Source organism: Myxosarcina sp. GI1(2024), from assembly GCF_053543375.1.
This window is the reverse complement of the sequence record NZ_JBKGTY010000010.1, coordinates 48,381-72,563: the sequence shown is the minus strand read 5'-3', so window position 1 is coordinate 72,563 and position 24,183 is coordinate 48,381. Positions and strand designations below refer to the sequence as shown.

General features: G+C 42.0%; 22 protein-coding genes and 2 pseudogenes. 11 read left to right on the top strand and 13 right to left on the bottom strand.

Features of this window, described 5'->3' with window-relative positions; translation table 11 throughout:
• The first annotated feature begins 91 nt into the window (after positions 1–91).
• The 3 genes from ACLFKQ_RS25545 to moeB all read left to right on the top strand — a co-directional run bounded on the left by ACLFKQ_RS25545 (position 92) and on the right by moeB (position 5,233).
• Positions 92–2,554 carry a TonB-dependent siderophore receptor gene (locus ACLFKQ_RS25545; RefSeq protein WP_449002492.1) on the top strand — a complete coding sequence of 821 codons (2,463 nt, stop codon included), beginning with the start codon at positions 92–94 and terminating at the stop codon, positions 2,552–2,554.
• 51 nt (positions 2,555–2,605) lie between these two features.
• On the top strand, positions 2,606–3,694 hold the full coding sequence (locus ACLFKQ_RS25540) for an ABC transporter substrate-binding protein (protein WP_449002491.1): 1,089 nt from the start codon (positions 2,606–2,608) through the stop codon (positions 3,692–3,694).
• 366 nt (positions 3,695–4,060) lie between these two features.
• Positions 4,061–5,233, top strand: coding sequence for a molybdopterin-synthase adenylyltransferase MoeB (moeB, locus tag ACLFKQ_RS25535; protein ID WP_449002490.1), 1,173 nt, complete (start codon positions 4,061–4,063; stop codon positions 5,231–5,233).
• 112 nt (positions 5,234–5,345) lie between these two features.
• Here moeB and ACLFKQ_RS25530 read toward each other — a convergent pair whose 3' ends face one another.
• From ACLFKQ_RS25530 to ACLFKQ_RS25515, 4 genes and pseudogenes are all read right to left on the bottom strand, one after another.
• Positions 5,346–6,248, bottom strand: coding sequence for an alpha/beta fold hydrolase (locus tag ACLFKQ_RS25530; protein WP_449002489.1), 903 nt, complete (start codon positions 6,246–6,248; stop codon positions 5,346–5,348).
• Positions 6,249–6,251: 3 nt separating this feature from the next.
• On the bottom strand, positions 6,252–6,932 hold the full coding sequence (locus ACLFKQ_RS25525) for an HAD-IA family hydrolase (RefSeq protein ID WP_449002488.1): 681 nt from the start codon (positions 6,930–6,932) through the stop codon (positions 6,252–6,254).
• Positions 6,933–7,047: 115 nt separating this feature from the next.
• A pseudogene (tnpC, locus tag ACLFKQ_RS25520) lies at positions 7,048–8,506 on the bottom strand (IS66 family transposase).
• 96 nt (positions 8,507–8,602) lie between these two features.
• Positions 8,603–8,950: pseudogene (locus ACLFKQ_RS25515) on the bottom strand (transposase); the annotation flags it as partial.
• Between the two features lie 428 nt (positions 8,951–9,378).
• Between ACLFKQ_RS25515 and ACLFKQ_RS25510 the strand changes: the two are divergent.
• Both ACLFKQ_RS25510 and ACLFKQ_RS25505 read left to right on the top strand, forming a co-directional pair.
• Complete coding sequence (locus ACLFKQ_RS25510; protein ID WP_449002487.1) at positions 9,379–10,446, top strand: DUF3616 domain-containing protein; 1,068 nt, start codon at positions 9,379–9,381, stop codon at positions 10,444–10,446.
• A 79-nt stretch (positions 10,447–10,525) separates the two neighbouring features.
• A complete protein-coding gene (locus tag ACLFKQ_RS25505; protein WP_449002583.1) occupies positions 10,526–10,849 on the top strand; it encodes an ATP-binding cassette domain-containing protein in 324 nt (107 codons plus the stop codon).
• A 112-nt stretch (positions 10,850–10,961) separates the two neighbouring features.
• On the opposite strand, the gene ACLFKQ_RS25500 is transcribed toward ACLFKQ_RS25505, so the two are convergent.
• A complete protein-coding gene (locus tag ACLFKQ_RS25500; RefSeq protein ID WP_449002486.1) occupies positions 10,962–11,837 on the bottom strand; it encodes an ABC transporter ATP-binding protein in 876 nt (291 codons plus the stop codon).
• 113 nt (positions 11,838–11,950) lie between these two features.
• Positions 11,951–12,997 (bottom strand): FecCD family ABC transporter permease, encoded by a 1,047-nt coding sequence (locus ACLFKQ_RS25495; protein WP_449002485.1) that lies wholly within the window; start codon positions 12,995–12,997, stop codon positions 11,951–11,953.
• A 169-nt stretch (positions 12,998–13,166) separates the two neighbouring features.
• Between ACLFKQ_RS25495 and ACLFKQ_RS25490 the strand changes: the two genes are divergently transcribed.
• The 4 genes from ACLFKQ_RS25490 to ACLFKQ_RS25475 all read left to right on the top strand — a co-directional run bounded on the left by ACLFKQ_RS25490 (position 13,167) and on the right by ACLFKQ_RS25475 (position 16,284).
• A complete protein-coding gene (locus ACLFKQ_RS25490) occupies positions 13,167–13,718 on the top strand; it encodes a hypothetical protein (protein ID WP_449002484.1) in 552 nt (183 codons plus the stop codon).
• A gap of 57 nt (positions 13,719–13,775) precedes the next feature.
• Entirely contained in the window at positions 13,776–14,180 is a 405-nt protein-coding gene (locus ACLFKQ_RS25485; protein WP_449002483.1) for a helix-turn-helix transcriptional regulator, read from the top strand.
• A 154-nt stretch (positions 14,181–14,334) separates the two neighbouring features.
• A complete protein-coding gene (locus tag ACLFKQ_RS25480; RefSeq protein WP_449002482.1) occupies positions 14,335–14,976 on the top strand; it encodes an AMIN domain-containing protein in 642 nt (213 codons plus the stop codon).
• Positions 14,977–14,994: 18 nt separating this feature from the next.
• Positions 14,995–16,284 (top strand): TonB-dependent siderophore receptor, encoded by a 1,290-nt coding sequence (locus tag ACLFKQ_RS25475; RefSeq protein ID WP_449002481.1) that lies wholly within the window; start codon positions 14,995–14,997, stop codon positions 16,282–16,284.
• A 5-nt stretch (positions 16,285–16,289) separates the two neighbouring features.
• Here the strand turns inward: ACLFKQ_RS25475 and ACLFKQ_RS25470 are convergent.
• The 5 genes from ACLFKQ_RS25470 to ACLFKQ_RS25450 all read right to left on the bottom strand — a co-directional run bounded on the left by ACLFKQ_RS25470 (position 16,290) and on the right by ACLFKQ_RS25450 (position 20,047).
• Positions 16,290–17,044, bottom strand: a protein-coding gene (locus ACLFKQ_RS25470; RefSeq protein WP_448998612.1) for an IS5 family transposase whose coding sequence is annotated in 2 segments (ribosomal slippage) — positions 16,290–16,721 and positions 16,724–17,044 — 753 coding nt in all. Because the reading frame shifts where the segments join, the coding sequence is not laid out codon by codon here.
• Positions 17,045–17,172: 128 nt separating this feature from the next.
• Positions 17,173–18,195 (bottom strand): FecCD family ABC transporter permease, encoded by a 1,023-nt coding sequence (locus ACLFKQ_RS25465; RefSeq protein WP_449002480.1) that lies wholly within the window; start codon positions 18,193–18,195, stop codon positions 17,173–17,175.
• Positions 18,196–18,234: 39 nt separating this feature from the next.
• Complete coding sequence (locus ACLFKQ_RS25460; RefSeq protein ID WP_449002479.1) at positions 18,235–18,990, bottom strand: histidine phosphatase family protein; 756 nt, start codon at positions 18,988–18,990, stop codon at positions 18,235–18,237.
• Positions 18,991–19,014: 24 nt separating this feature from the next.
• Positions 19,015–19,416: an ExbD/TolR family protein gene (locus ACLFKQ_RS25455; protein ID WP_449002478.1), complete on the bottom strand. Its 402-nt coding sequence runs from the start codon at positions 19,414–19,416 to the stop codon at positions 19,015–19,017.
• Entirely contained in the window at positions 19,400–20,047 is a 648-nt protein-coding gene (locus ACLFKQ_RS25450) for a MotA/TolQ/ExbB proton channel family protein (RefSeq protein WP_449002477.1), read from the bottom strand. Before ACLFKQ_RS25450 ends, ACLFKQ_RS25455 begins: the two co-directional genes overlap by 17 nt.
• 480 nt (positions 20,048–20,527) lie before the next feature.
• Between ACLFKQ_RS25450 and ACLFKQ_RS25445 the strand changes: the two genes are divergently transcribed.
• Together ACLFKQ_RS25445 and ACLFKQ_RS25440 are read left to right on the top strand one after the other, a co-directional pair.
• Positions 20,528–21,634 (top strand): TonB family protein, encoded by a 1,107-nt coding sequence (locus tag ACLFKQ_RS25445; protein ID WP_449002476.1) that lies wholly within the window; start codon positions 20,528–20,530, stop codon positions 21,632–21,634.
• A 24-nt stretch (positions 21,635–21,658) separates the two neighbouring features.
• Positions 21,659–22,717 carry a hypothetical protein gene (locus ACLFKQ_RS25440; RefSeq protein WP_449002475.1) on the top strand — a complete coding sequence of 353 codons (1,059 nt, stop codon included), beginning with the start codon at positions 21,659–21,661 and terminating at the stop codon, positions 22,715–22,717.
• 192 nt (positions 22,718–22,909) lie between these two features.
• On the opposite strand, the gene ACLFKQ_RS25435 is transcribed toward ACLFKQ_RS25440, so the two are convergent.
• Positions 22,910–23,230, bottom strand: coding sequence for an NYN domain-containing protein (locus ACLFKQ_RS25435; protein ID WP_449002474.1), 321 nt, complete (start codon positions 23,228–23,230; stop codon positions 22,910–22,912).
• A 263-nt stretch (positions 23,231–23,493) separates the two neighbouring features.
• Positions 23,494–24,144: an L-threonylcarbamoyladenylate synthase gene (locus ACLFKQ_RS25430; protein ID WP_449002473.1), complete on the bottom strand. Its 651-nt coding sequence runs from the start codon at positions 24,142–24,144 to the stop codon at positions 23,494–23,496.
• Between the last annotated feature and the right edge of the window lie 39 nt (positions 24,145–24,183).

The window sequence follows — 24,183 nt, the reverse complement described above, 5'->3', positions numbered from 1 at the left end:
TTTTTTATCGGTCAGGAGAGGGAAATTGCTCCAAAATAAGTTTAATTTTAGCTTATCAATCGTTTTAATTGTTTGTTTGTGGTCTCAGAGGGTGATTTCGCGAAGCGAAGCGGCAGAGCCGATCGCGCAATCGGCAGCTCGAAACAATAAACCAGCAGTTATGAATCCAGATTTACTGGTTCAAAACAATAATCTCAAAATTACCAACATCAGGCTAAACAATACCGACAATGGTTTACGGCTAATCGTAGAAAATGATTCCAAGCGACAATTAATACCTTTGATACTGACAGAAGGAAATAATTTAGTTATCGAACTTACAGACGCAGAGCTAGATTTAGCAACTGGAAATAATTTTAGAGAAACTAACCCCGCACCTGGAATTACAGGAATTAGCGCTAGGCAAATAGATGACAACAACATTCGGATAACTATTACTGGAAAAGATCGAGTACCTGCTGCTGAAGTCACACCATCCCAGGAAAATTTAGTATTGAGCGTCACTCCAGAAGCAAGTATCACACTAACCGAAGCGGATGAAGAAATTGAGGTTATCGCTACGGGTGAAGGAGAGGACGAGAGTTATTTTGTCCCCGATGTCACTTCTGCTACGCGAATCAATACCTCCAGACTCAATACCCCGCAATCGATTCAGGTAGTTCCCCAAGAAGTATTAGAAGACCAACAGGTTATTCGCCTCGATGAAGCCCTGCGTAACGTTAGTGGAGTTACTTTTGGCGGTACGGATTTAGGAAGAAATTTGCAGTTTAGTATTCGCGGTTTTGATGAGGCTCCAATTTTGCGTAACGGTTTCAGGCAGTTCGGTGCGGATGTCGTTCCAGAGACGGCAAACTTAGAACGGGTGGAAGTATTAAAAGGACCAGCCTCAGTTTTGTATGGCGAGATCGAACCTGGGGGTTTGATAAACATTGTGACCGAGAAACCCACATCCGAGCCTTTTTATGAAATTCAAACGCAGTTTGGTAACCGCGATTTTTTCAGTCCCAGTATCGATTTTTCGGGACCGTTGACGGAAGATGGCAACCTGCTTTATCGTCTTAATGCCCTATATCGTAGCAGTGACGATATTCAGGATGTTGACGAAGATATCGAACGGTTTTTTATTTCACCCGTAGTGACTTGGAAAATTGGCGATCGCACCGAGATCGATTTTGAGTTAGTATACTTTGACGAAACTCGCCCACCCAGTTTTGGTATTCCTGCTATTGGTAACGAAATTGCCGATATTCGCTTCGATCGCATTACCAACGAACCCGATGATTTTGGCGAGGAAGAGTTTCTCAGTGCTGGATATGACTTAGAGCATCGGTTTAACGATAAGTGGAAATTGCGCAACGCTTTTAGCTATACTCAACAAAATGCCCTATTAGAAGTGGCTTTTCCTGTTGAAATCGACGAAGAAACGGCTACTGTATTTCGCTTTTGGGCTACCCAACCCCAAGAAGGAGAGAGTTATTCTTTACAAACCAGTGCCGAGGGAGAGTTTGCCACGGGAATAGTTAACCACGAGGTATTATTTGGCTTAGATCTTAATTTAACCGAAGATAACTACAACGATCTAATTAGACTAGATGCAGAGACTTCTTTAGAATTAGATTTGTTTAATCCCGTATACGGCACTTTCCCCAGACCAGACTTCGATACCTTACCTCTAATTAGCGATCGCGAAACCGAAACGCGCCGACTGGGAATTTTTGCTCGAGATCGAGTCTCTTTTAGCGATAATTTCTTTCTTTTAGCAGGGTTGCGTTACGACACCGTAGAGCAAATCGTTACGGACAATTTAGAACTAACGGAAATTAGCGATAACAATGATGCTCTTACTCCTCGCGTGGGAATAGTTTACAAACCCATTGAAACACTCTCGCTCTACGCCAGCTACTCACAATCTTTTCTCCCTAACCCTGAAACTAATAGCGAGGGAGAGCCTCTAGAGCCTGAAGAAGGCAAAGGCTTTGAAGTGGGAATCAAGTCTGAGTTTTTGGAAGGCAATTTATTCGCGACTTTAGCTTATTTCAACATTACTAAGCAAAATGTAGCGACTGAAGATCCTAACGATCCTTTTTCTTTTGTCCCAGTAGGAGAACAACAAAGCCAGGGAATCGAACTAGATGTGGTTGGCGAAATTCTGCCTGGATGGAATGTTATTGCTTCCTATGCTTATATAGATGCCAAAGTTACCGAGGACAATGTTTTTGAAGTCGGCAATCAACTTAATAACGCACCCGAACATAGTGGTAGTTTGTGGACGACCTATGAAATTCAACGAGGCAATCTTCAAGGACTCGGTTTGGGATTGGGTTTTAATTTTGTTGGGGAAAGACAGGGGGATTTAGATAATTCTTTTGAGTTAGATAGTTACTTTCTGACCAATGCGGCTGTGTTTTACGAGCGCAATAATTGGCGTGCGGCACTTAATTTTAAAAATATATTCGATGTGAACTATATAGCAGGTGCTTCTACCGTAAGAGTTAGAGGGAACGACCGCGGCGAGCCGTTTACCGTGTTGGGTTCGATTTCGATTGAGTTTTAACTTGAGCAGTTGAAGACGAGAAGATATTTAAAACCTTTGAACAGATTTAGTATGATAGCTAACTTTAATTCCAGCAGTTGGTGGAAAGCAAGATTGAAGCAGGTATTGAAACTAAAGATCCTGAGCGCGATCGCCACTTGCTTTACTCTAGCCTGTAGCAATACCAATTCTGCTGTAAAATCCTCTTCGACTAATTGTCAAACCGTACAACACGATCGCGGCATAACTAAAATCTGCGATCGCCCTCAGAAAATTGTCGCGCTCGGTCCTAATATGTTAGAGCTACTATTAGCTTTAGGGATACAGCCGGTAGGTTATGCCGATTATTTTTCTTTACCTGCAAGTAAATTCGATCGCACCAGTCAACAAATTCCTTTTTTGGGTAAAAAAATTACCAACCTTTTGGGTAAAAAAATTACCAACCAGCCTGTAAATACTGGTTCGACCGACGATCCTGCTTTGGAAACTATCGCCCAACTACAACCAGATTTAATTTTAGGAGGCGTGTCTTCAAACCAAGACGAATACGAGCTGCTTTCCCAGATTGCACCGACTTTGCTCTTTACCTATGCAGTAGATGACGAATGGCAGGAACAAATAAGAGCGATCGCTCTGGCCGTGGATAAGTCGAAACAGGCAGAACGAGTAATTAAAGAACATTCAGAAAAAATTGCTCGAGCAAAGCAAGCCTTACAACCCATTGTCACTAAATATCCTAAAGTCTTACTATTAGGTTCGGAAAAATTAGAACAAGGAGTGCAGATCGATCCCTATAATCACGACAGCTACTGTAGCGCGTTACTGGCAGACATCGGCTTTCAAATCGTCTTTCCTCCTAACTCCTCAAGACGAGAAGCTCAAGGGGGTAAAGTATCACTGGAAATGTTACCACAATTAGCTGCCGATCTGATTATCGTGCAAGGATATAACCGAGACTTTAGTAATGTAGAAGGGGATTTAGTCAACCATCAAATAGCTGCGATTAAACAGCAGTGGCACAGTAATGCGATCGCTCAATCTCTACCAGCCAGTAAAAGCGATCGCATCTATTTTACCAGTACCTATCTCTGCCGAGCCTTATCAGGACCTATTGGTGCAGAAATTTTTCTAGATCGCCTGCAAGAACAGTTATTAAATTAGTGGTAATGTGGTCATTGGAGAATCATATCGGTGCGATTTGATATTTTATACACAATTACAATGCATGATTATTTGTCTAGCACTACCCTAAAATTCTCTTCACAGGCAATTCAGAATCTAGCTATATTTAGAGCGGCAACGAAAAAACACCATACAGTCAAAATGCGATCGCAACTGTGCGACATAAAAAATTTTCTAAAACGTTGTCAGACGTTGGCAGAAATTTTATATAATTAGGGACTTACTCGGTGTAAAATCGGTCTGAGTATATCAAGCGGCGAACAAAAATCGATTACTCTAATCGATCGCGCTAAACAGTTCGTCGTTAGTTAATCAAACAGCGATCGCATTTTCTCATCATTAATTATGCTCAATCCCAATTTGGAAGCAATCGAACTTACCAAAGAGGACTATCAGAGATACTCTCGCCATATCATTTTGCCGGAGGTAGGCTTAGAAGGACAAAAACGTCTCAAAGCCGCCAGTGTTTTGTGTATTGGTACGGGAGGATTGGGTTCTCCTCTACTGTTGTATCTTGCCGCAGCAGGAATTGGCAGAATTGGTATCATTGACTTCGATATTGTCGATAGTTCCAATTTACAACGACAAATCATTCACAACACTGCTTGGGTAGGTAAACCTAAAATTCAATCGGCAAAAGAGCGGATTTTAGGTATTAATCCTAGCTGTCAGGTAGACTTATACGAAACTGCCCTAACTTCTGCTAACGCTCTCGATATTCTCGAACCATACGACGTTATAGTTGATGGTACGGATAATTTCCCTACCCGCTATTTAACTAACGATGCTTGCGTTTTACTAAATAAACCCAACGTCTACGGCTCGATTTTTCGTTTTGAAGGGCAGGCAACCGTCTTTAACTATCGAGAAGGTCCTAACTATCGGGATTTGTATCCCGAACCACCACCACCGGGAATGGTTCCCTCCTGTGCTGAAGGCGGAGTTTTAGGAGTTCTCTGCGGCATTATCGGCACGATTCAAGCCACAGAAGCTATTAAAATTATTCTAGGTGCGGAAAATACTCTCAGTGGCAGATTGCTGCTTTACAATGCTTGGGAGATGAAATTTCGCGAACTGAGACTGCGTCCCAATCCCGATCGTCCGGTTATTGAGAAGCTGATCGACTATCAACAGTTCTGCGGTATTCCTCAAGCACAAGCTGCTGCCGCCAAGGAACAAACGGCAATTCCCGAAATGACCGTACGGGAGTTAAAACAACTGATAGATAGCGGCAGTAACGATTTTGTTTTATTGGACGTACGCAACCCCAACGAATACGAAATTGCACGAATTGCTGGTTCGGTTTTAATTCCCCTATCGGAAATCGAAGACGGTAGCGGTATCCCCAAAATCAAAGAACTAGTTAACGGTCATCATTTAGTAGCTCATTGCAAGCTAGGAGGGCGATCGGCAAAAGCTCTTAATATTCTCAAACAAGCAGGTATCGAAGGGACCAATGTCAAAGGTGGTATTACCGCCTGGAGTCAGGAAATCGACCCTAGCATTCCGCAATATTAACGCAATATTCAATTATTAAATTAATTTAATTAGTCAAGAAAGGAGGCTTGCGGACGCAGTTGCCGCGATCGCCTCCTTTTCTGGTTTTTGTGATTACTTCAGTACAGCCACCTCAAGCTAATTCTCGCTCTATGCGATCTATTGTCTGGCGTAAAATACTAGCTTCTATCCAACCAACATAACCTGCATACAGACATTTCTCACCCCGAGCAACATAGACATGGTTGATGCCGAGGAGATTTTTCCAAGTGCGAATCGTAATGTCATCGCCAAAAGAGAGCGCAACTTGCGATCGCCCGAAGTCTTGATAGCTAGCATCGGTCATTCCCGGAACTAAGCGTAAACGATGGATAATCTTGTTAACCAAATTATCTGATGGCGATGGCGATACCTGGGGATTAGCCCAAAATTCCTGAATAATTGGTACTACTGCGGAATGACATTTAAGAGCGGCATGACCGATTCCCGACAACAGCACGAATTTAGAGTAGGCGAATTTGCTGCTTTCGATAGCTACCATACCATCATGTCCCCAACCCAGATCGCTAGCTATGGAGAGAGTAGGAATCTGGCAAGCAATTTGTTCGGCGACAGCGCGGCGATTTCTGCCTAAATCTCCAGCAATGGCAATTCCAATCCCAAAAGGATCGATCGTACGCGCCAAGTCTGCACCACTAATAGGGGAACCCATAACCACTAGAGAATGTACTCGATGGTGCCATTCTGGATGGCGTTTTAATACTTCTAGCCAAATCAAACCTCCCATCGAATGACCGATGATTCTAATTGGAGTTTGCAGATATTTATCGAGCTCGCCAGCAGCAATTTTTTCGACACTTTTAATTAATGGCTCGATTCTAATCGAAGTTTGCCACCAATTTAAACTAGGAACGATCGTGCGAGTTTTATTAGTAGCTAGAGTCTGTGCCAGTTGTCCGATATCTCTGCCAGTATCTGCCCAGCCATGTTGAGCGAATAGTAAAAAAAAATCAGGATGGTTATCTCCTAAACTCATATTTTAGTTGACTGGAACTTTTAAAGAAATTCGCTCCTGTTTGGAGCGATGACAAGCAGCGAGAATATCGACGATTTCTGGCGGTCGATTGACTAAAAAGTCTGGTTGAAATTCGGCTAATATTTCGCCAGAGTTAAATCCCCAGGTTACTGCAATAATACCAATACGGCTTTTTCTTGCGGCTCTGATATCTCGGGTTTCATCTCCTACATAAATAATTTCATTTCTAGTTAATTTATTTTGCTTGGTAATGCGATTGATGACTCGATGTTTGCCAAAAATGGATGTACTCGAATAAATAAGATCGAATAAAGAACTTAAATTGTTTTTAGCTAAAAATATTTCAACGTTGTCTCTATCGTTGGAAGTAACTATGCCCAAACGGTAACCACAAGCTTTTAATTGGAATAAAACTGTATCGATTCCTACAATCGGCTTGAGTTCTGCGATTTCTTTAGCTAATTCTCTGCGGACTCGCTTGACTAAAAAAGGTATTTTAAATAAAGAAACTTCAGTTTTTTTAACTATTTCTCGAGAACTGAGATTTTTTAATAGTAATAGTTCTTCTCGATCTACAGGCTTGTAGCCAAATTCTGAAGATAGTTGATTGATAATATCGGCAATTGCTTGATAGGTATCGGCGATCGTGCCATCAAAGTCGAATAAAACTAACTTGCCAGTCATTATAAATAATTGGTATCTTGGTAAGAGATAAGTAAACTAAGATTTATAAATTTATTATAATTATACTTAGTATTGTAAACAGTTCGAGCTGGCGTTTAAGTTTTTATGTAAGGATTCAGGTGCAAGCATGAGGAATAAGAGAAGGATAAGAACAATGTCCAACTGTAGCTTGTAAAGTCTGTTGAAAAAAAGTAATCACCGAACGTCCTTGCAAACGACAAGATTGAATTGCACTCAGCAGGTTGGCTGTATGTTGAAACCGTTCGATGGAACGAGAGCCACCACAAACTTTCCGCTTGGTTACAGCAGTTCTCAAACATCGTTCAGCTAGATTATTGTCGGGGGGTATCTGAGGATGTGTCAGAAAATACCACCATTGCTCCGCCTTATCACGCAGCGAACGTAGCAGTTTTCCAGCTTCATGACCAGCATTCTTGAGCCAAGTCTTAATTGCGCTAGTCACTCGCCTTCGGAAATCCTCTGCCCAATCTCGATAGTGGCTTTCCTGATGGGTCTGTCGCCAAACCCGATGTTGCTTAAATGCCTCATCAATTAGAGACAGAAAGGTGGTAGCAATTTCTTGGTTATCTACCCCTTTAGTCTTTAACAGTTTTTGAAAATGACGACGTAGATGAGCCAAACACTTTTGTTGTCCTGCTACTGAATAGCCGTTGTAGACACTAAAATCGTCGCTAATCAAAACTCCATCATAGAATACTCCTAATACAGCTTCCAATTCTCTGCGTTTTCTAGTATCGCCGGCATGAAACAGGCAGAACTCTGACCCAGCTAAAACCCAGAGCCATTCTTTGACTCCTTTAACTGAGCAGGGGGTTTCGTCACAATGTAGAGGAGGATGCTCTGAATTAATCGACTTTTTCAACCCTTCAACACTGTTGATACTCGCTTGTTGTACTCGTTCGTTCATTGGTGGCAACTAAAGTTCCCCTACTAATTTCTATTGCTCCCAGTTCCCACAACAGTTCTTGCTGTTTAGCATAGGACATATGAGCATAGTTTCCCAGCCAGGAAAGTAACCCCTGTAGTCTGACTCCCAAGTCTTGACCTGGAATCATTGTGGGAGACCGTCGAGCTGCCTCTATTGCTCCACACTTGCCGCATTGACAGTGATGACGTTGGTACTCTACGACTTGTATCGGTTTTGCCACCAACTGGGCTACCTGTTGAGTATCTACTCGTACCCCCTTAGTCTTCCATTGTTGATTTCCACAGTTGGAGCAGATGGTCGGTTTCAATACTTCGTAGCGGTCTACACGCCCAAATCCTTTTCTCGTCTTCCCTTGATGTCCTGGTTGTCCTCCTGGTTTTCTTTTTGTCTCTTTTTTGGCTTCTTCCAACCCTACTTCTGGTTTTCTCTCGCTTTTTTTCAGCAAGTCAGTTGAAGGGGGTTTCGATGAGGTTTGGCTGTCGAGGTTGAGGCTCTGTTCCAGTTGTTCTATTCTTTTTTCTAGCTTCTCAATCAGCTTTTGTTGGGTAGTCACGATTTCTGCCAGTTTCTCATTGGACAACTGGCGCAGTTCTTCGGCTTTGAAGGGGTGATTAGCTTCGCTCATTATTGGCTACTTTAATCTCTTTTTCCTTTTTGTCAACCCTGATACCTGAATCCTTACCGCAGCTTTTTAAGAACCTCAATAGTATTAACTTTCTCCGCCCTTTTTTTTCGTCGTTTTGACGGATTGGCTGTCAGCGATCGCTACTGTAGACTGTCGAGATTTATGTTCTTTTTCTTTAACTAATTCCCTCATTTTTTGGTTGATGGTTTCCCAAATTCCTTTCTTTTGCCATCTTCGATAATAGCTATATACAGTTGAAGCAGGAGGGAAATTCTGAGGAAGATATTCCCACTGACATCCGGTTTTTAAATGATAATAAATTTCATCACACACTTGTCTTATGCCTGTGGTTCGAGGTCTTCCTCCTGGTTTGGCTGGGGGAAGCATAGGGGCAATAATCTTCGATTCCTCGTCACTTAAATCACTCGGATAACTGCTTTTCATCACTACAGGGCTAAACTACAATACACTCTCTCTGTTTGATTTAAAACCAATAATCCCTAACTTCAACACCTTTTTATATTTACTTTATAAATAACCTCTAAACTAACACAAATAATATTACTTGGGTCGAGCATTATTTCTTGAGCCTTTGCCGAGAGTTTATCTGGTTCAAAAATCGTCCAAAGTAAACTATGAGTGTCAAGCAAATACTTCATTCTATTCGATTATTCCTAGGAATTTGGCTTACAATAGTTTGCCAATTATGCTTGAGTTGATTTACGGTCGAGCTTAAATTTTAAGTGATAAAGCTTTTAAAAAGATAAATTAAGCTTATATTTTTTAACTATATATTGCAAGATAGATTTATTTAAAGAAAATTTTTATTAAATTATATATTTAAGATAAACTGACTTGTCGAACCAATTGTCATGAATTCATTAGAAGCTTTTTTACTTACCCGAATTTTACTTAATTTCGAGGATAAAGCAGAAGATATTATCTGCGATGTTTCCGCTGCGGCTTTTACTCCCGATGGTAATTTGTGGGTGGGTTCTGATGAAATGATTGGTATCGAACGTCTTTCGCCGGTTGGCAGGTATAGCTATGTTAATCATCAACGTTTTTTACTACAAGATTATGTAGAACTGTTCAACACCGATGATGAAATCGATATCGAAGGAATGGATTTTGCAGAAGGATATTTATGGATTACTGGTTCCCATAGCACCAAGCGCAAAAAGCCAAAAGGTAAAGATACAGACTTAGAAAGATTGGCAACGGTTACTACCGACCTCAATCGCTTCATTTTTGCCAGAATTCCTGTAATTAATGGGAAGTTGGTCAAATCCTGTACTTTAAAAGATGGCGAACCTCTAACCGCAGCTTGTTTGCAAACTATCGATAACCGCAACTTATTATTCGAAGTTCTTCAAGAAGACGTTCATCTCAAATCGTTTATTACTGCAGGTATTCCCTCTAAAGACAATGGTTTGGACATAGAAGGTCTAGCTGTTAGAGGCGATCGCTTGTTTGTTGGTTTGCGCGGTCCCGTACTGCGAGGATGGGCAATTATTTTGGAGATGGAATTTGAGTCAAGGGAACCAGGAGTTCTTACATTTAAAACCATTGGCGACGAAGACACAAAATATAAAAAGCATTTTCTCGACCTCAACGGTTTGGGCATCAGAGAAATATGTTTTCAGGATCGAGACTTGATTATTCTAGCGGGTCCCACTATGGATTTAGAAGGGGAAATGCAGCTATTTCGCTGGAAAGACGTTCTACAATATTCTGAAAGTGGGATTTACCACCAAGATGAAGAGGGACTAATTCCTTTATTCGATCTACCCTTTACCATCGGCTACGATCACGCTGAAGGATTGGCTTTATATTCATATTTAGAGGAAAAAGACAGCTTAATGATTTTTTACGATTCTCCCAATCCGAAAAGAGTTAGGGGAGAACGAAGTGTCTTTGTCGATGTTTTCCAACTGTAATTTTGACAGGTAAACATTAGACTTGTTAGGAAATAAAAGATGAAAAGTCAACTTAATTGGAGTAGAACTTTGAAACAGGATTGAAATTAAGCAGCCATCAAATAAAAAAATACTAGGACTACTAGGACATACTGGCAGTGGAAAAACTACCCTAGCTCGGCTTTTGCTAAAATTTTATGATGTCCCTCGAGGAACGATCCATTTAGGAAATGTGGCGATCGCTCGAATGTCTATATCGGAGTTGCGTCAACGGATAGCAATAGTAACTCAAAATGTGCAGCTTTTTCAAGCCAGCATTCGTGATAATCTGACTTTTTTTGGTTCTACTATTGAGGATGCAGCGATTTTATCGACGCTAGAGTTATTGGGAGTTACAAACTGGTGGCGATCGCTTATTTTCTAATCTAACTAATAAAATCAATCCATCTGACGAACTATTGCACTAACAATAACGTTCCTAGCAAAATCAACTCCGTTCCCAAAACCATCTCAATCTTTAACGAATTCCTACTAAACTAAATACTTTTCGATCTCCTCTGCTCTTCAGCTTTGCTGCCCTTCTGTTTTCTCAATATTCTACGCCCCATTGGGATACACATAGGAGTATCTGTTAGAGGATCGGGGACAATCCGACATTCTAAGTCAAACACCTCCCTTATCATCTCTTCTGTCATTACCCGTTCTGGAGTTCCCGTAGCGTACACTTTTCCTTCCCTTACGGCTACCAAATAATCGGCATAGCGACAAGAGAGATTGAGATCGTGCAAAATCATGACGATAGTTTTTCCTTGGCTTTTATGCAGTTCGTCCAGCAAATCTAAGAGTTCTACCTGATGAGATAAATCTAAGAAAGTTGTCGGTTCGTCTAGCAATAAAAGATCTGTATCCTGAGCCAACACCATTGCAATCCAGGCTCTTTGTCTTTGTCCTCCAGAAAGGCTATCTAAACTGCGGTCTGCTAATTCGGTCATGGTAGTAATTTTTAAGGCTTCTGCTACTTTTGCTTCATCTTCAGTAGACCACTGCTGCAACCAGTTTTGGTAGGGATAGCGACCCATTGCCACCAAATCTCTTACGGTTAATCCTTCTGGAGCGATAGGACTTTGAGGCAGCATTCCCAACTTTTTGGCTACAGTTTTGACCGAGAGTTGAGAAATCGCTTTGCCATCTAAGTAAACCTTTCCTACTTTTGGTTTTAATAGTCTTGCCAGTCCTCGTAAAAGGGTAGACTTACCACAACCGTTAGCACCTACCAGTACGGTTATTTTCTGAGCGGGAATTGCTAAATTTAAGTTTCGAATAATTGGCACACCATCATAGGCAAGGGTAAGCTGTTTGGTTGCTAAGGGATGATTGGGAGACTGGGAATTATTATTTCGCTCGCGATACATAAGTTTTGAAAATAAAATTTTTACCGATAAATTAGGAGCCAAACGACGTTTGAAAACAATCAATGAAAATCAATGCTCTGAGGGAGGCTGGCTTTGCCGATCACATTAAGTATTCATTGTTTTCGATTACTGATTAATAGATATACAAAATATGGCGCACCGATAGCCGCGGTAATAATCCCGCAGGGAAGCTCTAAAGGTGCGAACAATACTCTTCCCAATAAATCGGCAATTACTACCAGCATTCCTCCCATCATTGCCGACACGGGCAAAAGTCCTTGGTGGGCAGTTCCTACTAACTGTCTTGCTAAATGAGGTGACATCAAGCCAACAAAACCAACTGCACCTGCGGTAGCTACCGAAGCTCCTGCTAGAGCTACACCGGTCAAAAGCAATAAACCTCGCTGCCACTCGACCCGACTACCCAAACTGCGTGCCACTTCGTCTCCCAAATTTAAAGTATTTAATTCTCTGGCTAAAACTAAAGCGATCACACCAAAAATAACAATCCAGGGAAGCAAAGCCAAAACTTGCGACCAGGTACGTCCGTAAACACTACCCGCCAACCAAACCAAAGCCTGAGAAACCGTATTTATCTCGCCAAAAGTAATCATAATGTTCGTTAAGGCATTAGCAATTAAACTAAAGCCAATACCAACCAAAATTAGCCGCACGGGAGAACTACCACCTTGCCAAGCCGAGAGATAGATTAAGATGGCAACCGTCAGCGCACCTATTAAAGCAGCAAAAGGAAGTAGAGATGGGGGAGCATTAGGCATTAAAATAATTAAGGTAACAGCAGCTAAAGTCGCCCCTGCATTGACTCCGATAATACCAGGAGCTGCTAAAGGATTGCGAGTAATGCCTTGGGTAATCGTTCCCGCGATCGCCAGTCCTACGCCGACTAAAAAAGCGACAATGGTTCTTGGTAAACGCAGGATATTAATAATAAAGGCATAATCCCCATTCGCTGTAGGCAAACCCAATAAAGTCTTAACTACATCTAGAGGTGAAACGGGATACTCTCCATAGCCGACGCTAATTATCATTGCAACTATAGTTACTAGAGCGAGAATTAATAAAATTCCTGGTACTCGGCGATCTAGATGAAACGATATTGGTAATGCTGGTGGGCGAATAATTAACCATTGTTTTGTCATTTTGTTAGTTGCTTGTAGCTCTTGGCTTATGGTTCGTTGTTAATGGTTCATTACTATATACTCATTACTAATTATTTTTTGTCTCCTCTGCTTCCTCTGCTCAACTGCTTTCGTATTTTACCTGTTTAATGAGAAGATTTATAATTAAGTTTTGATTTAGTTTAGCTAGATGAAAGTATATACCGACGCAGAATACGATCGCCTCTATAGAGAAACTCTATCTTACGAACAGATAGAAACCAACATTCGCGGATTCGATCTAGTTAAAGCTATTAGAAATCAGTGGGATGAAGGGCAGCAGTATGATGCAAATTTGTTATCGGGAATTAAATTAGAGGTTGTAGACGAACAAATATTCCTTGATTGTAATAAGTTAACAAAACACGGAGATCGCTCTATTCTCATCGCTAAATTTTATTTAAGCGGTTATCATAGCGTTATCTGTCCTGGTATTGATGGTGTTGCGCCAGAATACGCGGAAACAAAAGGGCGGAACTATTTATTTTGTTTACCTGACATTGAAGAGATCGAACGGTATTGGCAAGGCGATCACTTACAAATGCTTAGAATGGAAATAGATATAAGCACTGTTAGAAACTTGGTTACAGAATTAAGTACTATACCAAAACAGTTGCAATCGTTAATAGAAGACGAAAATCCCTCACGATTTCACTTGAATGTAGGGGGCATAATGTCCCAGATGCAAACAATAGTCGGATAGATATTCCATCATCCTTATCAAGGTGCGATCGCTCGAATGTATTTAGAAGGTAAGGTTTTGGAATTATTAGCGTTGCAGCTAGCTCAATTGACAGAATCAAAACCAGATGAACTCAAAACAACATTTAAACCTCAAAGTATCGATCGCATCTATCAAGCTAGAGACATCTTGGCGAATCAATTAGAAAATCCACCGTCAATCTCAGAATTAGCCGAACAAGTCGGACTGAGCGAAAGCACCCTACGCCGTGGTTTTCGGCAACTTTTTGGCATGACCGTTATTGGCTATTTGACTTCGTTGCGGATGGAACAAGCAAAACTGCTGTTAAGAGAGAGAAAACATTCTATTTGCGAAGTCGCTAATTTGGTTGGTTATTCTCATTTAAGTTATTTTAGTACTGCTTTTAAACATCAGTTTGGCATCACCCCTAGTCAATGTATGACAGGTGAAAAATTACCATAAATATAAATTAATAATTGTTACGATGACTGTTTAGTTAAAAAAAATCCCGTTTTTGGATAGACAGGCTAAAATCGATTTTAATACATTACTCCTCATCAAGTTATTAAGAATATTTCTAAATAAGGCGGTTATTCGCTTGGTTTGAGGAGCAAGAATGAAATTATCGGTATTGTTATCTGTTGTGGGTGTTTCGAGTTTGGTTTGGATTTGTCCCGTTAGTGCAGAGGTTTCTCTGGACGTGGAGACAAGGGGAACAAGGGAGACAAGGAGGACGGCTCTGGTAGAGAAATCCCCTAATCCCCCATTCCCCCATTCCCCCATTCAGCCATCTTTGGTCAACTCAGAGCAAAATCCTCTCAGGGGTACGGCTGCGGATTTAATGGCACAAGGCGAGGTGACGCGGGTTACGAGTGTGCAGATTAATCCCACCGAGTCGGGATTAGAGTTGGTTCTAAAAACAGTAGCGGGAAGTGAACGGTTAGTACCGTTGATTTTGTCAGAAGGAAATGATTTAGTAATTGATATCCTCGATGCTACTTTGGCATTCTCGATTAGGAATGGGGTAACAGAAACTAACCCCGCACCAGGAATTAGCAAGATTACAGTTAACAAAGCCGATGAAAATAGCATCCGAGTCAGGATTACAGGAGCAAACCAGACACCAAGCGCAGAAATAGTACCAGGAAGAGATGACTTGGTATTAAGCATCACTCCCGATGGGACAACGGCAGAACAAGAGCCAGATCAAGAAATTGAAGTCATTGCTACAGGACAAGCAGAAGAAGGCAGTGATTAATTTGTTCCCGATGCGGGTGTGACTCGTATCGACACGCCGATTATTGATACACCAGGTACAGTTCAAGTCATACCCCGTCAAATATTTGAAGACCAGGGAGTAGTGAACTTACGTGAGGCTCTATCCAGAAATGCCGTAGGTGTAGTTAGTAATGGTGCGCCGAGATCGAACTTTAACAATGTATTTATTCGTGGTTTTAATGTCTCTTCAAACTTTTTGCGGAATGGAATTCCCGAATCGCTTTTCATCTCACCACCGAGAGATTTGAGTAATATCGAGCGACTAGAAGTTTTATCGGGACCTGCTTCGGTAATTGGGGGTCAAATTTCTCCAGGGGGCATTGTCAATATTGTCACTAAACAACCTCTGTCATTTCCTTTTTATGAATTATCCGCTAGCTATGGCAGTTTTAATACTGTAGAAGGCGCATTAGATTTTTCGAGTCCACTCAATGAAAATGAGACGGCTAGCTATCGTCTTAATGCTTCTGTTGACTATTCCGATACCTTTTTCGATGTAGATGATGTAGATGATGTAGATGATGTAGATGTGACTCAATTAGCTGTCGCACCAGTTATTAGCTGGAAAATTGGCGAGAGAACTAAACTTAGTTTTGAAGGGCAATATCTCGATAGTCGAACACCTCAGAGAGTTGGTTTACCTGCTGCGGGTACAGAAGGTACATCTTTAGATAATCCGAACGGCGAAATCCCCAGAGAGCAATTTGTCGGCGAACCTGATTTTGATGCTAACGATCGCATTATTGCCCAGATTGGGTATGACTTAGAGCATAGTTTTAGCGATAACTGGTCATTGCGTCATGCTTTTCGTTATACGAATCTTCAGGTTGAGCAAAGAGAAGCATTTGTTAGGGCTTTAGGAGATGACTTCCGAACCTTAGAACGTAATGCCGATAAAACTAGTGAAGATATCAATAATTATCAAGCTACTGCTTATGTAACTGGTAAATTTAAGTCTGGCGGTATCGCTCACGAATTACTGGCAGGTGTAGATTATGTCTTTGATGAAGATTTTTTTGAATTTGAAGACTTTGAAGTGGGAAACATAGACCTCTTCGATCCAGAATTTACAGGGGTGGGAGAGGCAATAGAAGATTCTTCTGGTAGAGAATTATATACCAATGATGGAGTGGGGATTTATTTACAAGACCAAATAAAATTCTTTGACGATCGCTTGATTTTAGTTTTAGGTGGACGAGTTGATTTTGTTGGTAGTTCAGTAGAAGACTTAATCGATGAAGCTGCTGAATCAGCATCTCAAGACGATAGTGCTTTTAGGTTCTGTTGACACAATTAACGCAACCAAATTAAAGCCGAAGCAAATTCGGCAAATCCCAAATAACATTCGTCAGTTTTGTCAAAACGGCTGAAAACGCGACGATAGTATTTAAGTTTGTTAAAAAAGCACTCAACTAGATGTCGCTCCTTGTACAGATGTGAATCGTAATCTCTAGGGTTGAGGCGACCAGAACGAGGCGGAATCACGCCTTGAGCACCAGTTTCCTCAATCAAGACCACAAAAGCATCACAATCATAGCCTTTATCGGCAATTACCTGTTGAGCTCGATAACCAGCCACCAATGCCTCTCCTTGACTGATATCGGCGGTTTGCCCTGGAGTCAGAAGCAACCGCAGCGGATTGCCCAACGCATCTACCACAGCATGTAACTTGGTACTAAATCCGCCACAAGAACCTCCTAAAGAGTGTTTTTCTGACCCCCTTTTGCTCCTGCTGCACAGGGATGAGCACGAATCATGGTGCTATCGGGAATTAAACTTTCTAAGTCAGCAGAGTGGGACATTTCTTGCAAGAGACGATGCCAAACTCCCTTCTGACACCAACGCCGATATCGTTTGTAGAGGCTGTTCCAGTTGCCAAAACGTTTGGGTAATTCACGCCATTGAGCACCTGTGCGAGTAATCCAGAGAACCGCATTCAGAAAACGACGACAAGCTTTGGGGTCTTTGATACGGATGTCTTGTTGGTGGCTCAGAACAACGAAAATTTGCTGCCAAGCAGAATCGTCCAACTTAACACGAGATTTCATGAAGAATTTTTTGACTAAAATCAGCAACTTCAGGTACTTTCTCATCTTTGCCTCTTTACGTCAACAGAACCTAATATCAATTATCAATCTTTCCTCGTTCTTTCGTCTTCTTCCCAGTCTTCCCTACTCTACCGCTTCATCTTAGACTTAATCAAATAGATAAAAAACGGCGCACCAATTAAAGGCATTACCAAACCCACTGGCAATTCACTCGGTTGAATTATTAATCGACCGCAAAGATCGGCAATTAAGACAATGGTTGCGCCAAAAATGGCGGCATAGGGCAAAATCCAGCGATAATCGACTCCCACTAGAAAACGAGCTATGTGAGGGACGATCAAACCGACAAAGCCAATTGGTCCAGCGATCGCCACACTCGCACCTGCCAGTAAAATAATGCTAATTGCAGCGAGTATTTTGATTAATGCTGTAGACTGTCCCAAACTTCTGGCAGTATCTTCTCCCAAACTGAGGATGGTAATCTGTCGACTTAGAGCGATCGCTAGTACTAACCCAATGCAGATATAAGGTAATACTTGCAGCAGTAAATTCATGTCTCTACCCGCTACCGAACCAGCTAGCCAAAACCGAATTTCTTCCAAAGTACGCTGGCTGAGTATTAAAATACCGCTAGTAATTGAAGTGATAAATGCCGTCAGTGCTGCACCAGCGATATTTAGATTAAAAGGAGTCAGTCCTCCTCGTCCGAGAGAACCGAGAAAATATACGGCGATCGCGCTAATAGCCGCTCCCGCAAATGCATACCAGGTATAGATAGTTAGAGAACTACTGCCAAAGATAAACGTTCCTACTACGACAGCAAAAGCTGCTCCCGCATTAACTCCTAAAATGCCTGGAGATGCTAAAGTATTGCGTGTCAGCCCCTGCATAATTGCACCCGCTACGGCTAGAGACGCACCGACTAACATGGCAATCAGCGATCGCGGTAGGCGTACTGTACGGATAATTAATTGATTGGTAGAACCATCAAAGGCGGTAAATGCCTGATAGATATCGTTAAAAGCAATATCGGCTGCTCCCCAGGTAATACTAGCCAAAAGACAGGTCAGCAGAACCAGACATCCTCCGATTAAACCAATTATTAGTAATAATTTCTTTTGCTGGGCTGGTTGAGAAATAGCTTGATTCACTTTAATGATTTGCGCTCGATGCAACCGCTCAATTCTTGATTAATTTTCTGATAGTTGCGACCATTCTTCAGGCAGCACATTCGCTACTAGCTCAAAATCGCCATTACCATCGGGTTCGAGCACATAGGCAATACCCATTGGCTCGGGATAGATTCCCGTCGCCGCCTCAAAGATATCGTCATGTCCGACAATTACCGTGTTCGTGCCGCTTTCTGGTTCGGCAGTCAATAATGGCATCACGTTTTCTTGCATCTGTACTACTTGTTCCTCGGTGTAGTCTTCATAGGGCAGGAAGTTGAGCGCGGGATTTTTTTCGTAGCGGTCGAAAGCGATCGCCGCAGTCTGCCAAGCTCGGCAATACTCGCTAGAGATTACATCCCCCACGGGAATCGAATTTTCTGCAAATCCTTCACCAATCGCCTCGGCTTGCTGCCATCCTTCCTCACTGAGAGTGCGTTGCGTCGAACAATCATTGACATCGGCACTAACCTGGTCGGCATAATCCTCTTCGGTTTTAGCGTGTCGAATATAGATGACGTGACCGCCTTGCTGTAAAGCATTTAGTAACTCTGTACCAGAGAGTTTATCTTGAAAGTCGGCATTAGCCTGTTCTCCAGGACTCAATTCTTCGCTCCCTTCTGCACCTTCACCGCCTTCTTGGGCGATGATATGAGTAGATGCGGTAGGTTCTTGAATAATTTCTTCGGCATTAACCATCGGGTTACTCGCAACACCAATAGTAGTTGCCAAACCTAAAGCTAAAAATAATTCTAGGGATTTTAATTTTTCGTTCATGTTTTTAATTAATTTCCTCACAATTTATTCTTTGTCGGCAGCGATCGCCATTCTGGCTCCTGGTACTTGACGCAAGCGATCCATCACTTGGACTACCGTTCCGTGTTCGACTTTTTCATCGGCATTGATAATCACCACCGAATCAGAATCTGGGGCAATTTTTTCCGTCAATGTACTTTGTAATTCATCGAGCTGAATTGGTTGACGATCGAGAAACATCTTGCCATCGGCTTCAATGGTGATATTCATCTGTACCGTCTGCTCTGGTTCTGCCGTTTGTGCCGAAGGTAAATCCACTGGTAAACCTTGCGATCGCGTTAAAAATAAAGATGAAATGATAAAAAACGCCAAAATCGAAAAGATTACGTCAATCATCGGTACGAGATTGATTTCAAAACCCTCTTCTGGTTCATTTAGTGGACGCATACTCTCTAACTCCCTGGTGAAAACGACGATTGAGCAATTCTAATTGACCTCCTGCTTCTTGAATGAACGCCAATTCTCGCAAATATAGTCCGCGAAAAGCATTGGCAAACAACAGGGTAAAGATTGCTACTACTAAACCCATTACCGTTGAAACCAAAGCTTCGCTCAAGCCCCCCGTTATTCCTGCCGAGTTACTGCCAGCAACATTACCCAACTCCATCGAAGCAAAGGAGCGAATTAAACCCAAAATCGTACCGAGTAGTCCTAAAAGGGGAGAGGCGGCAATAATAGTCTGAAACCAAGTCCCAAACCGCCTTAAAGTTGGTATTTCTGCTTGAGTGGCACTATCTAATGCCAAACGAAACTCATCGGGTGTCGGTTGTTCCAACTCTAAAGCTTCAAGAAAAATACGGGCAATCGGTAACTGAGCATTTTGTTTGAGTTTGGCTGTAGCACCAAGAGGATCGTGGCGATAGAGAGACATTGCCTCCTTGACTACACGGCGCTGTTTGCGTTTAATTCGCAGCCAAAAAATAACTCGTTCTATAATTAAAGCTAATGCTAAGAGGGAAAATCCCAGCAAGGGAATACTGACGATACCCCCCGCCGTCCAAATACTATCGATTGACATAAACTGCACTCAAGCTAATTGCAAACAATTTTCATCTTACTGATTTAAAACTCTACCACAAGTTATTGCGAGTTATTATTGAGTTAATCATTGAGTTTTTTTAAGTACGGCGATCGCTTTGCCAATTGGGTACTTCTGCAGACAAGTCAGATAATTATGCTTTTTTAAAGAGTATTATGTCTTCTAGCAAGTCAAAATTGTGAGTTCGAACACAAAAGAGATCTTGATGTAGCGATTTATTTTTTCGAATTAAATGATATATATTAACAATAAGCTTGACAAGCATGGTGTAAAAACTCGTTAATTATTTCAAAAGCTTCTCAACAGGTCGGAGTGATAACTGCAATTATCACAGAGAGACTTCACTCTTCAGCAGCGGAGCTTCCTCGATCTTCGTCTGAGATAACTGCGGAGCTTGTCTTTGCCTGTCTGAGCATCGGTTAATCTCAATCGTCCATCTGGGAAAGTAAATTGCCTGTTATGTTTACCTCTAACTTCTGCATTCAAAAACGTCAGCAAGAACGACAGCGACTTAAAAAATTACTTATATTTGGTTTTGCTAGTTCGGGATTGTTTCACGGCATACTCGCTTATGCTGTTCCTCGGTGGTCGATTGAATCGCCCAAAACCGAAAAACCGATGGAGTTGATTATTGTCGATAAGCCCAAACCGAAAGATAAACCCCAACCCGAACCTAAAATTGAATCCAAACCAGTAGTCGAACCAGAACCCAAGCCCCAACGCCAACCCGAACCAGTCAAAGCCAAAACACCCCCTCCTCCGGTAAAACCTCCAGAACCAGTAAAAACGCAAACGTCTCCGCCCAAACCGACACCGCAAAAAGTTCTAACTTCTCCTACTCCAGCAGCCACACCTTCAATTGTTTCTGCACCAATTCAAGGTACTGCTCGACAGAACTCTCTAAGTCAAAGCTTTACTGCTGAGAGTAGCTCGGTGTCAGCGTCCTCTGACAGTAGCGGTAGCAATCCCGGGACACCAGGGACAGTTGCTATCGGTAGTAGTGCGCCACCACGTCCAGAACCGAGCACTAGTGAAGGAATTAGCTGTGTCAGTAACTGCGAGCCAGAGTATCCGGCGGCTTTAGAGGGAGCAGAAGGTAGTGCAGGAGTTAAACTGACTATCGATGCTGGCGGTAATGTTATCGGTGCCAAACTTGCTTCAGCTAACAGCAATAGCCAACTAAATCGTCAAGCATTACTCGCCGCTAGAAAGATGAAATTCGATTCTCCTCCTGGTGGTGGTAGCGCGTCAGTTAGAGTCAAAATCGATTTTACTGTAGCCGGTTCGGAATACGACCGCGCTGCACGTCAAGAACAAAGAGAGCGGGAACAATTAGAAAGAGAACGCCAACAACAAGAAGCCGCACGTCAACAGCAGTTAGAACAGGAAAAACAGGCACGTCAGGAACAGTTAGAAAGAGAAAGACAAGCTGAAACACAACAGCAGCAACCCGTTTTAGATCCTTCAATCGAACCCAAACCAATGCCCACTACCTCAGAAACTGAAGTAGATTCGGAAATGTTACGTAAGTTTCGAGAGCGCATCGAGCAGCATCAACAAGAGTAAGTAATAAGTAATAAGTAATAAGTAATGATTAATCGGACTAATCTAATCTCTAAATTTACGATAATTTTCGCTTTGACTTCCGGTTTGAGTCTAAGTAGCCAAATTGCGACTTTAGCCGAGGTAGTAGAGGTTAGCGGTGGTGGTAAGTGTGAAGGAGATATTACTGCCGACAATCTTAATGGCAAGGTAGTTTGTATCTATAGTAATGGCGATCGCTATGAAGGACAGTTTGTCGATGGTAAAAAGCAAGGTCGGGGAACTTATACTTTTGCTGATGGCGGCAAATATCAGGGGACTTTTGAGAACGATACGATAAGCGGTAGCGGCACGAGAACTTATGCTAACGGCGATCGCTATGAAGGCGAATTTAGCAACGGACAACCCAATGGTGAAGGCACCTACATTTCTGCCGATGGGGGACGCTATGAAGGACGGTTTAGCAATGGTACTCCAAGCGGTGCTGGTACTTTCATCTATCCCAATGGCGACCGTTGTTCGGGAGTAGTGAGTAACGGTCAACTAAATGGTGAAGGAGAATGCACCTATAGCAATGGCGACACCTATAAAGGACAGTTTAGTAATGGCAAACCATCGGGTCGGGGAACTTACAGTTTCGCTAGTGGTGGTAGTTATCAGGGTGATTTTGCTCGAGGTGAATTCAATGGCAACGGAGTAAGAAAATACGCCAACGGTAACACCTACGAAGGAGAATTCGCCAACGGTAAACCAGAGGGTACGGGTACGTATACTTTTGCCGATGGCAGCAGTTATCGAGGTCAAATGAGTCGGGGAGAATTTTCTGGTCAGGGAGTATTTACCGATGCTTCGGGGAACCGTTATGAAGGAGAGTTTAGTAACGGTAAGTTTAATGGTGAGGGAACTTATATTTTTGCTAATGGCGATCGCTGTGAAGGAAATTTTCAGGATGGACAGCTAAATGGCGAAGCGGTTTGTGACTATGTCAGTGGCGATACTTATCAAGGAGAATTTAGTAACGGTCAAAAACATGGTACTGGTATTTATACTTTTGCCGACGGTACGGTAGTTGAAGGAACTTGGCGTGATGATGAGTATCAGCAATAAATCGATACTTATTAGAGTAAATGTAGATTGCTAAATTAAATTGTATTGTGACACAGAGTAACTGCGCTTTTCAGTTGAATAGAACACAACAGATCGACTTTTTTCCTCTGCCTCCTGCCTCAAATCGAGATATGGTCTACCCAAACGAAAACTGCTGTAAGATTAAGATTATAGGGTAAGAGGTTTTATAGCTTAAGCAGCGTATAAATTTACTTTGCTGGCAATCGAGTTTTGAATGGTATCGATCTCGACAAACTTATCTGCCAAAAATTGCAATCTATTTCTGACAGAATCTTGGGAAGCAACAACTGTTAGCTCTACATTACGTTGCTTAATTTCTTCGATGACAGGATAAAAATCACCATCGCCACTGATTAAAATAAGGCGATCGCCTGGCTTGACTTCGTTTAAAATATCGATACAAATTTTTAGCTCATCGCCAATATTTTTAACAGTACCGTCTGGACGAGCAACTTTAGGCAAACAGATAACTCGATAATTTAGTTCGCGCAAACGACTACTTATATATAAAACGAGTAGTCAATTTATTTACTAGCAATTTTGGATATGAGCAGGTTTTGACCGACTTGCAACTCAATCCAAAAGCTCAAGATCTCAAAGAAGAATTTGCCGACTGGCTTCAAGATCCAGAGCGGTGCGAAACTGACAACTGACAAGGTAGTTAATCAAGCTTAAGAAACTAAACCGTACTAGTTAGTCGTGCAAACCGCTGTATGAGGACAAAAGATGATTTTAGCATCGAGCAATTTTTGCTTTTAAACGATCTCCAACCACTTTTCTACTTCTGGAAAGCCCATCCCTTTACGGACGATCGCGGGTTGCTCTTCTGTAAAATCGATAATCGTCGAAACCTCAAATCCTGGTTCTAGACCGCTATCGATGATAATATTGACTTGTTTTTCTAAAGCATCAAACAATACAGCTTTTTCTACTCCCATAGTGGGAAAATCTCCTTCTTCATCGGGGATATGTGCCGAGGTTGAGATAATCGGATTGTTCAAATTTTTAAGCAATTCTTGGCATAAGATAGAATTGGGAACGCGAATACCTGTAGTCTTACGTTTGGGACTTAGAACCATCTTCGGTACTTGTTTGGTAGCGGGCAATAAGAAAGTATACGTTCCAGGAATCAGGTGTTTCATAATGCGATAGGCGCGATCGCTAACCTTAGCATATTCGGCAATATTAGATAGAGAAGAACATAAAAAAGTTAGCGGCTTATCGTTTGAAAGCTGCTTGATTTGTCTGACTCTTTCTACAGCAGATTTATCGTTTAAGTCGCAGCCGATCGCATAAACCGTATCGGTAGGGTAGAGCATTACCGCTCCTTTTTTTAAGGCAGTAATTATTTGTTCGACCGAACGTGGTTGGGGATTTTCAGGATGTAGTTCGTATAAAGTAGCCATAAAAAATCTTTAATAAGCAACGAGCAAATGTCAATAGTT